This is a genomic window from Streptomyces sp. SudanB5_2050 (genome assembly GCF_964272335.1).
GTDB classification, from domain to species: Bacteria; Actinomycetota; Actinomycetes; order Streptomycetales; family Streptomycetaceae; genus Streptomyces; species Streptomyces rochei.
The window spans coordinates 7,130,064-7,144,995 of record NZ_OZ186760.1 but is presented as its reverse complement, the minus strand read 5'-3'; the positions used below and the strand labels follow the sequence as shown (position 1 = coordinate 7,144,995).

At 75.2% G+C, this 14,932-nt stretch carries 12 protein-coding genes; 6 read left to right on the top strand and 6 right to left on the bottom strand.

Annotated elements, in window-relative coordinates; genetic code table 11:
- Positions 1-4 precede the first annotated feature (4 nt).
- Positions 5-1,642 carry an FAD-binding oxidoreductase gene (locus ACFZP7_RS31375; RefSeq protein WP_385637326.1) on the bottom strand — a complete coding sequence of 546 codons (1,638 nt, stop codon included), beginning with the start codon at positions 1,640-1,642 and terminating at the stop codon, positions 5-7.
- Between the two features lie 70 nt (positions 1,643-1,712).
- Here ACFZP7_RS31375 and ACFZP7_RS31370 point away from each other — a divergent pair, with 70 nt between their 5' ends.
- Together ACFZP7_RS31370 and ACFZP7_RS31365 are read left to right on the top strand one after the other, a co-directional pair.
- Entirely contained in the window at positions 1,713-2,330 is a 618-nt protein-coding gene (locus tag ACFZP7_RS31370; protein ID WP_385637324.1) for a TetR/AcrR family transcriptional regulator, read from the top strand.
- A complete protein-coding gene (locus ACFZP7_RS31365; RefSeq protein ID WP_385637321.1) occupies positions 2,327-3,913 on the top strand; it encodes a glycerol-3-phosphate dehydrogenase/oxidase in 1,587 nt (528 codons plus the stop codon). The genes ACFZP7_RS31370 and ACFZP7_RS31365 overlap by 4 nt, the downstream gene beginning before the upstream one ends.
- A gap of 354 nt (positions 3,914-4,267) precedes the next feature.
- Here the strand turns inward: ACFZP7_RS31365 and ACFZP7_RS31360 are convergent, their stop codons facing one another.
- Entirely contained in the window at positions 4,268-4,522 is a 255-nt protein-coding gene (locus tag ACFZP7_RS31360; protein ID WP_030975901.1) for a hypothetical protein, read from the bottom strand.
- A 188-nt stretch (positions 4,523-4,710) separates the two neighbouring features.
- Here ACFZP7_RS31360 and ACFZP7_RS31355 point away from each other — a divergent pair, with 188 nt between their 5' ends.
- The gene (locus tag ACFZP7_RS31355) at positions 4,711-5,076 is read left to right on the top strand and encodes an STAS domain-containing protein (protein ID WP_030975899.1); all 366 of its coding nucleotides are present in this window, start codon (positions 4,711-4,713) and stop codon (positions 5,074-5,076) included.
- An 18-nt stretch (positions 5,077-5,094) separates the two neighbouring features.
- Here ACFZP7_RS31355 and ACFZP7_RS31350 read toward each other — a convergent pair whose 3' ends face one another.
- Both ACFZP7_RS31350 and ACFZP7_RS31345 read right to left on the bottom strand, forming a co-directional pair.
- Positions 5,095-5,523, bottom strand: coding sequence for an ATP-binding protein (locus tag ACFZP7_RS31350; RefSeq protein ID WP_031015787.1), 429 nt, complete (start codon positions 5,521-5,523; stop codon positions 5,095-5,097).
- Between the two features lie 194 nt (positions 5,524-5,717).
- Entirely contained in the window at positions 5,718-7,064 is a 1,347-nt protein-coding gene (locus tag ACFZP7_RS31345) for an endo-1,4-beta-xylanase (RefSeq protein WP_385637319.1), read from the bottom strand.
- 237 nt (positions 7,065-7,301) lie between these two features.
- On the opposite strand from ACFZP7_RS31345, the gene ACFZP7_RS31340 reads away from it, so the two are divergent.
- Entirely contained in the window at positions 7,302-9,863 is a 2,562-nt protein-coding gene (locus tag ACFZP7_RS31340) for a SpoIIE family protein phosphatase (RefSeq protein WP_385637316.1), read from the top strand.
- 88 nt (positions 9,864-9,951) lie between these two features.
- A complete protein-coding gene (locus tag ACFZP7_RS31335; RefSeq protein ID WP_385637313.1) occupies positions 9,952-12,702 on the top strand; it encodes a SpoIIE family protein phosphatase in 2,751 nt (916 codons plus the stop codon).
- A gap of 128 nt (positions 12,703-12,830) precedes the next feature.
- Here ACFZP7_RS31335 and ACFZP7_RS31330 read toward each other — a convergent pair whose 3' ends face one another.
- Positions 12,831-13,004 carry a CsbD family protein gene (locus ACFZP7_RS31330; protein ID WP_019327822.1) on the bottom strand — a complete coding sequence of 58 codons (174 nt, stop codon included), beginning with the start codon at positions 13,002-13,004 and terminating at the stop codon, positions 12,831-12,833.
- Positions 13,005-13,156: 152 nt separating this feature from the next.
- On the opposite strand from ACFZP7_RS31330, the gene ACFZP7_RS31325 reads away from it, so the two are divergent.
- Positions 13,157-13,303 carry a hypothetical protein gene (locus ACFZP7_RS31325; RefSeq protein WP_019327821.1) on the top strand — a complete coding sequence of 49 codons (147 nt, stop codon included), beginning with the start codon at positions 13,157-13,159 and terminating at the stop codon, positions 13,301-13,303.
- 3 nt (positions 13,304-13,306) lie between these two features.
- On the opposite strand, the gene ACFZP7_RS31320 is transcribed toward ACFZP7_RS31325, so the two are convergent.
- Positions 13,307-14,776: an MFS transporter gene (locus ACFZP7_RS31320; protein ID WP_062131188.1), complete on the bottom strand. Its 1,470-nt coding sequence runs from the start codon at positions 14,774-14,776 to the stop codon at positions 13,307-13,309.
- Positions 14,777-14,932 lie beyond the last annotated feature (156 nt).

Sequence of the window (14,932 nt, the reverse complement as noted above, 5' to 3'; positions counted from 1 at the left end):
TGTCTCACGGGTGGGGGTGCGCCGACGTGCGGGGTCCGTTCCCGGGCAGCAGGACACCCGGGCTGAGCACTCCCGCCGGGTCCAGGCTCCGCTTGACGGCGTCCAGCGCCCTGACCCCGAGGGGGCCCGCCTCCCGGACGTACCAGTCGCGGTGGTCGGTGCCGACGCCGTGGTGGTGGGTGATGGTGCCGCCCGCCGCGAGGATCGCCTCGTTGGCGGCGTGCTTGGCCCGCGTCCAGTGGGCCACGGCGTCCTCGCCCTGCGCCGAGACGACCGTGAAGTACAGGGAGGCGCCGTTCTCGTAGACGTGCGAGATGTGGCACATGACCAGGGGCGGGGTGCCGGCCTCGGTGAGGGTGCCGGTGAGCGCGTCGCGGACGGCGGTGTACAGGGCGGGGACCCGGGACCAGTAGGTCGCGGTCTCCAGGGTCTCGGCGAGCGCCCCGGCGTCGAGCAGCGAGTCGCGCAGGTACGGCGCCGAGTAGCGGCCGTGGGCCCAGCGCTCCCCCGGTTCCTCCCCGGCGAAGGTGCCGCCGCACGCGCGCAGGACGGCGGCGGCGCCCTCGCGGCGGTGCGCGGTGTCCTCCTCGGTGCCCTCGAAGCCGACGACCGCGAGGCAGCCGGCGTCCTGCCGTCGCAGGGAGGCGCCGATGGCGTCGGGCTGGGCGAGGCCGATCAGCGTCTCCGTCTCGTCCGACAGCCGCAGCACCGTCGGGCGCGGTCCGTCCTGGGCGAGGCGGCGCAGGGCGGCGGCGCCGGCGTCGAAGGAGGCGAAGCGCCAGCCCTCGTAGCGGCGGACCCGCGGCAGGGGGCACACGCGCACGGTGACCGACGTGATGACGCCGAAGGCGCCCTCGGAGCCCAGGACGAGCTGGCGCAGGTCGGGTCCGGCGGCGGAGCGCGGGGCGCGGCCGGTGTCGAGGGTGCCCTCGGGGGTGGCGAGGGTGAGGCCGAGGACCATCTCGTCGAAGCGTCCGTAGCCGGCCGAGGCCTGACCGCTGGAGCGGGTGGCGGCGAAGCCGCCGATGGTGGCCCACTCGTAGGACTGGGGGAAGTGGCCGAGGGTGTAGCCCCGTTCGGCGAGCAGCGCCTCCGCTTCGGGGGCGCGCAGGCCGGGTTGCAGGGTGGCGGTGCGGGAGACCTCGTCCAGGTCGAGCAGGCGGTTCATGTGCCGCAGGTCGAGGGCGACGAAGCCGGCGGTCGCGGACCCGCCTTCGGGGGCGAGGCCGCCGACGACGGAGGTGCCGCCGCCGAAGGGGACGAGGGCCAGGCGGTGCCGGACGCAGGCCGCCAGCACGGCGAGCACCTGGTCGTGGTCGTCCGGGAGCACGACGGCGGCCGGGGTGTCGGCGGTGTCGCCGGCCCGCATGCGCAGCAGGTCGGGGGTGGACTTGCCGCGGGTGTGGCGCAGGCGGGTCTCGGCGTCCGTGCGCACCCGGTCCGGGCGGTCGCCGACGGCTCCCTCCAGGGCACGGCGGACGGTTGCGTCCAGCGGCGAGGCGGGGACGCCGATCTCCTCCAGCGGGAGGGCGGCGGCTCCCCGGGGTGCTACGCCGAGCAGGTCGCGCAGCAGTCCGCTCACCGTGTAGGGCAGCGGCGTCGCCCGGGCCGGGTCCCCCCAGCCGTTCCACAGCATGTCCATGGCCTGTCGTCCTCACGGTCGGTGCGGGGCATGCCGGTTGCGCAGCCCCAGGGGCGTTACACTGTTACACATGACGCCTAACCGTCACAATGACTCGGGCCGACCCAACGCCTCGGACAACGACACCGTGCTGGACGCCGTGCGCGACTGCGTGCTGGCCGTCGGGGTCCGCCGCACGACGATGACCGACGTGGCCCGCCGCGCCGGCGTCTCCCGGATGACGCTGTACCGGCGCTGGCCGGACGTGCGGACGCTGGTCGGCGATCTGATGACCCGCGAGTGGATCGCGGTGGCCACCGGGGCCATCCCCGAACCGCGGCCCGGCCTGGACACCCGCTCCCGCGTCGTCGAGGGGCTGGTCACCGGGGTCGAGGGGTTCCGCGCGCACCCGCTCTTCCGCAAGATCGTCGACGTCGATCCCGAGCTGCTGCTCCCCTACGTCCTGGACCGGCGCGGGGCGAGCCAGGAGGCGCTGCTGGAGCTGCTGGCCGGCGCGCTGGCCGAGGGCCACGCCGACGGTTCGGTGCGCCCGGGCCACACCGGACGGCAGGCACGGTCCGTGCTGCTGGTCGTCCAGTCCTTCGCCCTGTCGCTGCGCACCATGACCGACGAGGACGACGACGAACTGACCCCCGCGGCCTTCCTGGGGGAACTGCGCACCGTTCTGGAGAGGACCCTCACCCCATGAGCCCGACCAGCAGCAGCCCCGCCGCCGGGGCCTCCCTGTCCGCCGCCCGGCGCTCGCGCGAGCTGACCGAGGCGCTGGGCGGCCCCGTCGTGGACGTCCTGGTCGTCGGGCTCGGCGCGACGGGCGCCGGCGTCGCCCTGGACGCGGCGGCCCGCGGTCTGAGCGTGGTCGCCGTGGACTCCCACGACCTGGCCTTCGGCACCTCCCGCTGGAGCTCCAAGCTCATCCACGGCGGTCTGCGCTATCTGGCCTCCGCGCACCTGGACGTGGCCCACGAGAGCGCGGTCGAGCGCGGGGTGCTCATGGAGCGCACGGCTCCGCACCTGGTGCACGCCCAGCCGTTCGTGCTGCCGCTGACGCCGCTGGTCTCACGGAGCCAGGCCGCGCTGGCGTGGGCCGGGTTCCGGGCCGGTGACACCCTGCGGCTGGCGGCACGCACCGCGCGGGCCACGCTGCCCGCGCCGCGCCGGCTGTCCGCGGTGGAGACCCACCATCTGGCCCCGGCCCTGCGCTCCGACCGGCTGCGCGGCGGGCTGCTGTCCTGGGACGGCCGGCTCACCGACGACGCCCGCCTGGTGACCGCGCTCGCCCGGACCGCCGCCGCGCGCGGCGCCCGGATACTGACCCGCGTGCGGGCGCTGGAGCTGACCGCCTCCGGAGCCCGGATACGCGACGAACTGACCGGGGAGGAGGGCGAGATCCGCGCCCGCGCGGTGATCAACGCCTCCGGCGTCTGGGCCGGTGACCTGGTGGAGGGCATCCGGGTCCGCCCCTCCCGCGGCACCCACCTGGTCCTGCGCTCCGACCGGCTCGGGCCGCTGCCCGCGGGCCTGCACGTGCCGGTGCCCGGGGAGACCAACCGCTTCGTCCTGGTGCTGCCCCAGGGCGACGGGCGGGTCTACGTCGGTCTGACCGACGAGCCCGTGGAAGGGGAGGTCCCGGACGTTCCCGAGGTGCCCGAGACGGACGTCGGCTTCCTGCTGGACGTGCTGGGTTCCGTGCTGGACGCGCCGGTCCACCGCGAGGACGTGGTGGGCGCCTTCGCGGGGCTGCGCCCCCTGCTGGACACGGGGCCCGCCGACCGGTCCGACGGCGGGCCCCGCACGGCGGACATCTCCCGCCGCCACGCGGTCCTCACCTCGCCGGAGGGCGTGGTCACCGTGGTCGGCGGCAAGCTGACCACGTACCGGCGCATGGCCGAGGACGCCGTGGACGCCGCCGTCGCCGCCCGCCGCCTGGGCGCCGGCCCGTCCCCCACCGCCGCGCTGCCGCTGGTCGGCGCCGCCGCACCGCGGGCCCTGGCCGCGCTGCGCGCACCGCGCCGCCTGGTCCGCCGCTACGGCACCGAGGCACCGGCCGTCCACGCCCTCGCCGCCCGCGACCCCCGGCTCGGCGAGCGGGTCCTGCCGGACCACCCCGTCACCGGGGCCGAGATCCTCTGGGCCCTGCGGCACGAGGGCGCCCTCGACGAGGCCGACCTCCTGGACCGCCGCACCCGCATCGGCCTGGTCCCCGAGGACCGCGCGGAGGCCCTGGACGCCGTACGCGCGCTGGTGGTCGAGGCGCTGCCGGGACGGGTGTGACACCCGGACCACGACCAGGGACACCCGCCGCCCCACCACCGCAACAAGCCCGGCCGCACCACCGCCACGAGCCCGGCGGCACCACCGCCACGAGCCCGGCGGCACCACCGCCACGAGCCCGGCGGCACCACCGCCACGAGCCGGCGCCACGTCACCGCCACGAGCCCGGCACCTCGTCACCGCACCCGAGCCCGGCGGCCGGAGCAGCGCGGCCGGCCCGCGGCCCGAGCCGCGTCCGGGGTGCCCGCCCACGGCGCCCCGCCCATGAGGAAGCCCCGCACCCGACCCGGTGCGGGGCCTCACGCTGACGTGCCGGCACCGTCGAACGGTTCCCGAGGCGCGCCTCACCGCCGGTCAGGCACCCGGGCCTCCGTCCTGGACGGCCTTGCGGACCTTCGCCTCGATCTTGTGCCGGGACTGGCCACCTTCCTTCACGTACTCCGTCATCGCGGTCTGCGCGTCCCGGTCCAGGTCGCGCCAGGCCCGCACGGCGGTCTCGTAGGTCTCCGACTGCCGCGGGGTCCACTGATGCTGCGTGGGAGGCCCGTACGAGTCCCGCAGCGTCTCGACCCGATGGCGGGCCTGATCGGCCGCGCGACGCTTGTGCACGAGCTCCTCGAATGTGTGAGCTACCACACCTCGACCGTAGTCAGTGGAACGCCCTCGCGCGCGCCGAGCCAGGTCCGGCGCCTTTCGCACGGTCCGCGGGTGTGCCCAAGTGACCCACCCGGACCCCCGGGGGCCTTAACATCGACCCACCGACGACGGGCCGGGCATATGCGGGAGTGGGGAGAGACGTGGCGGACATAGAGGGAGCGGCGGTTCCGGAGCGGCTGCTGATCACCCGTACCACCAGGGGCGACGGCGTCGACGTCGTCGTCCTCGCCGGGGAGGTCGATCTCGACGGCAGCGGTCAGCTCCGCGATGTCCTGCTCTCCTCCGTGCAGACGGCGTCGGGCACGGTGGTCGACCTCTCGGAGGTGGGCTTCCTGGACTCCAGCGGCATCAACGTGCTCATCTCCGCCCACCAGGCCGCCGAGGCCCGCGGCGTCTGGTTCCGGCTGGCCGCGCCCCAGCACCCGGTCGAGCGGGTACTGCGCCTGGTGGGCGTAGACACCCTGATCGCCTGCTTCCCGACCGTCGAGCGGGCCCTGGCCGCCTGAGCCGGGGCCGGGCCCGCCTCAGCGCAGCGGCAGCCGGGCGTAGACCGTCTTTCCCGTCGCGTGCGGCTTGGTGATGACCTCGTCGCACAGCCGCGTCACGATCTCCAGACCGTGCCCGCCGACCCGGAGCGGATCGCGGGGCAGGAACGTGGGATAGCCCTCCCCCGTGTCCGACACCGCGATCTCCACGCCGCCGTCGACCAGGGTCAGCGCCAGCCGGCAGGGCCCGGGCGCGTGCCGCAGGGCGTTCGTCACCAGTTCGCCGGCGACCAGGCGGGCGGCGTCCAGGAACCCGTCGGGCGGCTCCACCCCCCGCGCCCCGAGCCGCTCGACGAAGCGGTGCACCACGTCGCGGGAGGCCGGAATCATCGCCGATCCGCCCCGGAACTCCACCACCGAGGACAGGACCGAGGCGTCCGCCGCGTCGGGTCTGTGCGCGGGAGTCATACCGAGCCTCACCGTCCGGTCCGGGGCCGGGTAGGGAGAGCGCTGACCCCGGCCCCTCACGATACGCACCGGGACGCCCGGCACCGGCTCTTTGTCCCAACTTCCGCCGGACGCGCCGTCTTTTGGCGGACGGCGGGCGGCACCGGACCGCCGCGCAGACCCCGGCTCGACGGCGGTCCGGTGCGCCCGGCGGGTCAGGACGCGGTGCAGCCGCCGACGACGGGGGCGGCGTCACTGCCGTTCTTGGACACCGTGAACCCGAAGCTGGTGGACGCGCCGGCCGCCAGCGTGCCGTTCCAACTGGGCCGCGCCGTCATGACGTTGCCGCTCCAGGACGGTGTGGCGTTCCAGGTGGCCTGCACCTGCTGCGGCGCGGCGAAGGTGACGGTGGCCGCCCAGGAGCTGATCGGCTCGCTGCCCGCGGTGACGGTGATCTGGCCGTTGTAGCCGCTGTTCCAGTCCGCGGTCCTGGTGTAGGTGGCCGTGCAGGTCGCCGTGCCCTCGCCCGGTTCACCGCCGCCGCCGTCACCGCCGAGGGCGGCCAGGACGGCGTCGTAGGCGGGCTTGGCGACGTAGTTCCCGTCGAAGAGCAGCGGGGTGCCGCCGCTGCGCCAGGAGTACTTGTCGGTGACGCCCCACACGGTGATGCCGGTGCAGCGGTCCACGGCGAGGCAGGCGTCGACCACCCGCGCGTAGGCGTCGGCCTGGGCGGTGCCGGAGCCCTCGATGTCCAGTTCGGTGATCTGCACGTCGACGCCGAGGTCGGCGAAGCGCTGGAGATTGGCCCGCAGGTCGGCGGGGACCGGGGAGTTGCTGTTGAAGTGGCCCTGGAAGCCGACACAGTCGATGGGCACGCCGCGCGCCTTGAAGTCCTTGACCATGGCGTAGACGGCGGTGCTCTTCGCGTTGACGCCGTCGGTGTTGTAGTCGTTGTAGCAGAGCTTGGCCGCGGGGTCGGCGGCGCGGGCGGTGCGGAACGCCTCCTCGATGTAGCCGTCGCCCAGCTTGTCCTGGAAGGGCGAGCTGCGCCGGGCGCCGCTGCCGCCGTCCTGGAACGCCTCGTTGACGACGTCCCAGCTGTGGATCTGTCCCTTGTAGCGCCCCATGACCTGGTTGATGTGGTCGTTCATGGCGCCGCGCAGGTCGGCCGCGCCCAGGGCGCCCACCCAGGAGGGCAGTTGGGAGTGCCAGACGAGGGTGTGGCCGCGGACGTCCATGCCCTGGGCCCGAGCGTGGTCGACGACCCGGTCGGCGGCCGAGAAGGTGAAGGTGCCGCGGCTGGGCTCGGTGGCGTCCCACTTCATCTCGTTCTCGGGCGTGGCCGAGTTGAACTCGCGGTCCAGGGTGGCGGCGTAGTCGGCCTCGCCGAGGTGGCCCGCCGCGACGGCGGTGCCGAAGTAGCGGCCCTGGGCCGCCGCAGCGGAGCCGAGCGTGTCGGCGGCCTCGGCGGCCTCGGCGGAGTGCGCCGCGGCCGTCAGTGCCGCCGCGGCGACGAGACCGGCGGTGGCCGCTCTCGACAGACGGAGCAAGGTCATGCGCATGTCATCCCGTTCCTCGTATCGGTGTGCGGGAGCCGTTCGGAGCCGCCCGGAGAAGCCGCAGGACCCCGAAAGTTTCGGAACACTTTCCGAATGTCGCGGAGGAGGTTACGGACTCGCGTCGCCCCGGTCAACGCCCGTCGCGGTCACCCGTGCGGCCCGAGGGAGTGCGCGACCCGGACGGGGTGGCGCATTCTTGCTGTGTCGCCCGCGTGACGGCGCACGGACGAGGTGGAGCCGATGAGTGCAGGCGCCGAGGACGCAGGCCGGATGCCAGGGAGGCTGACGGCCGCGCTCATCGACGCCTGCGCGCGGGCGATCGGCGCGGCCGACGGCTACGCGGGCGGGATCTACCTGCCCTCCCGCACGCCCGGCGTGCTGCGGCTCGCCGTCCTCGCCGGACTGCCGGGACCGCTCTTCCGCCCCTGGTGGCGGGTGCACGCCGACAGTCCCTTCCCGGTGGCCGACGCCTACCGGCTGGGCACACGGGTGGTGCTGCCCGACGCGACGGAGACGATGCGCCGTTACCCGCAGTTCGCGGCCGGCCTGCCCTTCCCCTTCGGCTCCCTGTACGTACCCGTGCCGGGTGCCTCGCGGACCTACGGGGTGCTGGCCGTCCTGCGCCCGGCTGCCTCCGACACCGCCGAGGTGACGGCCGGCGTGGACCGGGCGGAGGCGGCGGCGCGGGATCTGGGCGCGGTCCTGGACCGGTCGGCCGCGTCGGGCGCGCCGGACCCCCCGCCGGCCGTCTGGGACGGGGAACCGCTGTGCCTGCGGCCCCCGCCCGCCGCCCGGCACCCGCAGCACGCCGGGAGCTTCGCCTGGGACCCCGCCACCGGCGCCGTCACCGTCGACGAACCGCTGCGCGCCCTGCTCGGCCTGGCGGACCACGCCCGGGAAGCCGGCGCCGCGCTCGACGCGCTCACCGGCGCGCTGGCCCCCGACGACGGGCACCGGATCGCCGCGGCGCTGCGCCAGACGGCCGCCGGCGGGCCGCCCCCGCTGCCCCTCTACGTACGCGCCGCGGACGGCGCGCTGCGCCTGGTGGAACTGTGGAAACCGCAGTCGGCGCCCCCCGCCGGCGGCCCGGTACGCGGCGTCGTGCGCGATCCGTCCGGCGGTGCCGTGGCGGACGCCGCCGCCGATCTGCTGCCGGACGGCGTCTTCTGCGTGGACCGGCTGGGCACCATCGTCTACGCCAATCCGCGCGCCGCCCGGCTGCTGGGCCTGCCCCGGTCCCGGCTGCTGGGCCACACCCTGTGGGAGGCCCTGCCGTGGCTGGACCAGGCCGACTACGAGGACCATCTGCGCGGCGCCCTGCTCTCCCCCGACCCGGTCCACTTCCACGTCCGGCGTCCGCCCGACGACAGCCGCCGGGCCACCCCGCGGCCCTACGAGGGGGACTGGCTCGCGGTCTCCGTGCACCCGGGGCGGGACCTCCTGACGGGAACGCTCCGTCCGGCCAACCGGGTGGCCGACGCGTCCGCCGGCCTCACTCCCGAGCACGGCGCCCCGCCCGGGGCACCCGCGACCGGCGCCCCCGCACCCGCCGACGCCACCGTCACGCCGCCCGTGTACCGGCCCATCGTCCTCGCCGTGGCCCTGACCGAGGCGGTCACCGCCCGCCAGGTGGCCGCCGTGGTCGTACGGGAACTGCTGCCGGCGTTCGGCGGCCGCCGCCTCGCCCTCTACCTGCTCCAGGACCGGCACCTGTACCTGGCGTGGGAGACGGGCTTCCCGCCGGGCTTCCTCGCGCCCTTCGAGGGCGTGCCGCTGGACGCCCGGCTGCCCGGGGTCGAGACGCTCACCAGCGGCCGTCCGCTCTTCTTCGACTCGATGCAGGCGCTGGCCGCCGCCTACCCCGGCATCCCGCTCGACGCCACGGAGGGCGCCCGCGCCTTCCTGCCGCTGATCGCCTCCGGCCGCCGGGTCGGCTCCTGCATCCTCGGCTTCGACCGGGCCCGCGGCTTCGGCACCGAGGAGCGGGCGGTGCTGACCGCCCTCGCCGGGGTGATCGCCCAGGCGATGGAGCGGGCCAGACGCTACGAGTCCGAGACCGCGCTCGCCCGCGGGCTGCAGCGCGCCCTGCTCCCCCGCCGGCTCCCCGCACATCCGCTGCTGGCGACCGCCGGGCGCTACCTGCCGGGCACCCAGGGGATGGACGTGGGCGGGGACTGGTACGACGTGGTGGCCTCCGGCGACGGCATGGCCCTGGTCATCGGCGACGTCCAGGGGCACGGGGTGCAGGCGGCGGCCACCATGGGGCAACTGCGCAGTGCGGTGCGCGCCTTCGCCCTCGGGGACCGGTCCCCGGACGAGGTCCTCGGTGGCGTCAACCACCTGCTGACCGATCTGGACCCGGGCCTGTTCGCGAGCTGCTGCTACATCCGGCTCGATCCGGCCACCGGGCGGGCCCGCGCGGCCCGCGCCGGGCACCCGCCGCCGCTGCTGCGCCACCCGGACGGACGCACCGTGACGCTGGACCTGCCCGGCGGGATGGTGCTCGGCGTCGACCCGGGCACGCCGTATCCGCTGACCGAGTTCCGTCTCGAGCCCGGCGCCGTCCTCGCCCTGTACACCGACGGGCTGGTGGAGCGGCCCGGAACCGACATCGACGACGGCATCACCGCCCTCGGGCTGGCGCTGGCCAGGGAGGGCGCGCCCGCGGCGGGGCCGGACGGCCGCTCGCTCGAAGGTCTCGCCGACCGGCTCACCGGCACCTCGCGCCACACCACGGACCGCCCCGACGACATCGCCCTGCTGCTCGCCGCCCGCCGCCCGCGCCACCGAGGACCCCGGTGAGCACGGGTGCGGGCCCGCTGCCGCCGGGCGCCCCCGCCGCCCGGGGCGCCCCTCGCCTCCCGGGGCCGGGCAGTGTAGACATGGGCACATGGTCCGACTGATGGGTCGATCGGGAGAGCGGTCACCCCGTCGTCCCAGCGGTTCGCTCGCCCGGGTCCGGCGAGAGGCGGACCGGTCACGGCGCGGGGCGGGCGCGGGACGGCGAGGACGCGCGGCGGCGCTGCGTTCCGCGCTGTCCGGACGCAGTGTCGCCGCCCAGGTCTTCGCCCTGAACGTGTTCATCGTGCTGCTGCTGGTGGTGGCGGCGGCGGTGGCGCTGGTCCTCCAGGTGCGGCACGACAGCGAGGTGGAGGCCCGCAACCGGTCCGTGGCCGTGGCCTCGACCTTCGCCAACTCCCCCGGTATCCGCGAGGCGCTGCGCGGCCCCGATCCGACGGCCGTGCTCCAGCCCCGGGCCGAGGCCACGCGCCGGGCGACGGGCGTGGACTTCGTCGTCGTGATGAACACCGACGGCATCCGCTACACCCATCCCAAGCCCGACCGCATCGGCAAGGAGTTCGTGGGCGACATCGCCCCCGCCCTGGCCGGGGAGACGGTGACCGAGGAGATCGAGGGGACCATCGGCCCGCTGGTCCAGGCCGTGGTGCCGGTCGAGACGCACGACGGCGAGGTGGTGGGCCTGGTCTCGGCCGGCATCACGACGGAGAACGTGGGCGGCGCCGCCGACCGGCAGCTGCCGCTGGTGCTGATCGTCGCGGGTGTCGGACTGGTCCTGGCGACCGCGGGGACCGCGCTGGTCAGCCGGCGACTGCTGCGCCAGACGCACGGCCTGGGCCCGCACGAGATGACCCGGATGTACGAACATCACGACGCGGTGCTGCACAGCGTCCGCGAGGGCGTGCTCATCGTCGGTCCGGAGGGCCGCCTGCTGCTCGCCAACGACGAGGCGCAGCGCCTGCTCGACCTGCCCGAGGACGCCGAGGGGCGCCAGGTCCGCGACCTGCGGCTCCCGGCGGACACCGCCGAGCTGCTGTCGTCCGGACGGGTCGCCACGGACGAGGTGCACCTGGTCAAGGACCGGCTGCTGGCGGTCAACCAGCGGCCCACGGACGTACGCGGCGGCCCCGCCGGCAGCGTCGCCACGCTCCGGGACTCCACAGAGCTGCGGGCCCTGTCCGGACGGGCCGAGTCGGCCCGCGAGCGCCTGGACATCCTGTACGCCGCCGGTGTGGGCATCGGCACCAGCCTGGACGTCACCCGGACCGCCGAGGAACTGGCGGAACTGGCGGTGCCCCGGTTCGCGGACTTCGTGAGCGTGGACCTGTTCGACGCCGTGCTGGCCGGCGGGCAGCCGGGAAGCGCGACGCCGCTGAGCCGGGTCGCGCTCAGCGGCGTCAGCGACGAGGCCCCGCTCTACCCCGTGGGCCGCCAGCTCCGCTTCGTGGCCTCCTCGCCGCAGGGCCGTTCGCTGAACACCGGCCGGCCCGTGCTCGAACCCCGCCTGGGCGATGCCCCGGGCTGGCGGGCACAGGACCTCGAACGCTCCGCGCAGGTGCTGGAGTACGGCGTCCACTCGCTGATCACGGTGCCGCTGCGCGCGGGCACCCTGGTGCTCGGCGTGGTCAGCTTCTGGCGTTCGGTCAAGCCCGAGCCGTTCGACGAGGACGAGCTGGCGCTCGCCGAGGAACTGGTGGCCCGGGCCGCGGTCTCCATCGACAACGCGCGCCGCTACACCCGCGAGCACAGCATGGCGGTGACCCTCCAGCGCAGCCTGCTGCCCCGCCGGATGCCCGAGCAGAACGCCCTGGACATCGCCTACCGGTACCTGCCCGCCCAGGCCGGGGTGGGCGGCGACTGGTTCGACGTGCTGCCGCTGTCGGGGGCGCGGGTGGCCCTCGTGGTGGGCGACGTCGTCGGCCACGGGCTGCACGCCGCGGCCACCATGGGGCGGCTGCGGACGGCGGTCCTCAACTTCACCTCGCTCGACCTGCCGCCCGACGAACTGCTCGGCCTCCTGGACGAGCTGGTCGGCCGCATCGACCAGGACGAGGCGGCCGACGACAGCGCCCCGGTCACCGGCGCGACCTGCCTCTACGCCATCTACGACCCCGTCTCCGGCGTCTGTGTGCTGGCCCGGGCCGGGCATCCGCCGCCCGCGCTGATCCGGCCCGACGGCACCGTGGAGTTCCCCGAGGTGCCCGCCGGACCCCCGCTGGGCCTGGGCGGCCTGCCCTTCGAGACGACGGAGCTGCGTCTGACCGAGGGAAGCCGACTGGTGCTGTACACCGACGGGCTGGTGGAGACCCGGGAGCACGACATCGACGTCGGCCTGGAACATCTGCGCCAGGCGCTGGAGACGGCCGGGGACTCACCGGAGGAGACCTGCCGGGCCGCCCTCGACGCCCGGCTCCCGGACCGGCCGGGCGACGACATCGCCCTGCTCGTGGCCCGCACCCGCACGCTCGGCCCCGACCGGGTCGCCGAGTGGCAGGTGCCGAACGACCCGGCGGCGGTCGGGGAGATCCGCTCGGAGGTGACCCGGCGACTGGCCGACTGGGGGCTGGACGAGCTGGCGTTCACGACCGAGCTGATCCTCAGCGAGCTGGTCACCAACGCCATCCGGTACGGCGGCGAGACCGTCCAGGTCCGGGTGGTGCGGGACCGGAGCCTGATCTGCGAGGTGTTCGACAGCAGCAGCACCTCGCCGCACCTGCGCTACGCCGCCATGACCGACGAGGGCGGGCGCGGGCTCTTCCTCGTCGCGCAGCTCGCCGAGCGCTGGGGCACGCGGTACACGCCGGCGGGCAAGGTGATCTGGGCGGAGCAGCCGATCCCCTGACCGGACCCGGCCGCCGGCCGAAGGCGGTCGCGTCAAGGCACGGCGCGGGCCGCGGACCCGGTCGTTTACCGGTTCCGCGGCCCGCGCGCGTCTCTTCCGCCGTCAGTGCCGGAAGAAGTGTTCCGCCGTCAGTGCCGGAACACGTCCTTGCCCTTCTCCTTGGCCTGCCGGGCGTCGCCCTTGGACTGCTCGGCGCGGCCCTCGGCCGTCATGCGCTCGTTGCCGACGGCCCGGCCGACCGCCTCCTTGGCCTTCCCCTTGGCCTGTTCCGTCTTGGCCTTGGACTTCTCGTTGCCGGCCACAGTGACTCACCTCTCGGTGTTCGCTCGGTTCGTTTGCGTGGGTCCTGTCCTGAGGGTGGCCCGGAAGAGCCGGGTCAAACCGTCCCGGGTGACCGGGCGCCGACGGGGTAGGTGGTCGGACGGGAACACCGTCGTCGTTTCGGAGGAACGTCATGGCCGGAGTACTGGACCGGATCAAGCAGTTCGCGCGCAGCCCGCAGGGCCGCCGGGCGGCCGAGCAGGTGCGCCGCGCCGCCTCCGACCCGCGCCGCCGCGCGCAGGCCCAGCAGATGCTGCGGAAGTTCGGCAAGCGGCGCTAGGTCTCAGCCCTGGCCCGCGTGGGTGTGGCTGTGGGTCCTCTCCGGCGGGCAGCGCCCGGCGTCCCCGGAGCGGTCCCGTCGCCAGTCGAGGACCGCCACGGTCAGCGCGCACAGCATCGCGGCGACGCCGCAGCCGACCGACAGGGCCACCGCCTCGCGGTAGTCGTCGTGGGTGGCGTTCAGCGTCAGGTAGAAGAGTCCGGGCAGGGCGGCGGTGCCGACGGCGCCGCCCAGCCGCTGCCCCGTCTGGAGGGCGCCGCCGGCCGCGCCGGCCATGTGCACCGGCACGTCCCGCAGCGTCATCGTGATGTTCGGGGAGATGACACAGCCGCTGCCCAGTCCGCCGATCAGCAGGGCCGGGGCGGCGAGCCAGGGCGCCGGGCCGGCCGGCGCCAGCCACAGCACCAGCGCCGTGGCGCCCAGTCCCACCATGACGGCGACCAGTCCCCACACCGTCAGCAGCCGGCCCAGCCGGTCCACCAGCCGGCCCGCGACGGCCGCGGCGGTCGCGGACCCCACGGCGAACGGGGTCACCGCCAGTCCCGACATCAGCGGCGAGTAGCCGAAGCCGTTCTGGAAGAAGAGCGCGAACACCAGCCACACGCCGCTGAAGCCGACGAAGTACAGGGCGGCCAGCCCCGCGCCGGTGGCGTAGCCCCGGGTCTCGGTGAGCAGTCCGGGATCGAGCAGCGGCTCGCCGTCGCGGCGGGCCACGCGCCGTTCCCAGCGCACGAAGGCGGCCAGGATCAGCAGCCCGGCCGGGAACAGCCACCACACCTCGGCCACCCCGCCGCCCTCGGCGAGGACCAGCGGCAGCATCACGGCCAGGATGCCGGCGCCCAGCAGCGTCACTCCCACGGGGTCGAGCCGGCCCCGGCCGCCCGGTGCGACCCGGGGCAGCAGGCGGAGGCCGAGGACGAAGGCGAGGGCGCCGACCGGCACGTTGACGTAGAAGATCCACCGCCAGCCCTCCGGGCCGGCCAGGGCGAGGATCAGTCCGCCGACGACCGGCCCCACCGCGCTGGAGACGCCGACCGTGGCGCCGAAGAGCCCGAAGGCGCGTCCGCGCTCCGCGCCCCGGAAGAGCTGCTGGATGAGCGCCGAGTTCTGCGGCGCGATGCTGCCCGCGGCGACGCCCTGGGCGAGCCGGGCGACGACCAGCAGCTCGATACCGGGGGCGGCCCCGGCGGCGGCGCTGCAGACGACGAAGGCGGCCAGGGCCACGAGGAAGACGCGCCGCCGGCCGAACGCGTCGCCGATCCGCCCGGCGGTGACCAGGGTCAGGGCGAACGCGAGGGCGTAGCCGGACACCACCCACTGCACGGACGCCGCCGAGGCATGCAGTTCCCGTTGCATGGAGGGCAGGGCCACGGCGACGATCGTGACGTCCAGCAGGGTCATGAACCCGGCGACCAGGGTCACCCACAGGGCCCGCCACCGGTTCGGATCCGGTCGGTCGTCCGGACGGTGCACGGGAACTCCCCTCACGAGGTGGACGCGGTCGCCTGCCTCCCGCCTGCGTCACCCGTGACCGGGGCTTCAAACCCGGAGGGCAAAGTCACACCATGAGATCCCATAAGTTCGCCTTATGGGCTCATAGACCGGACCCGCGTACCCACTTAGGCTTGC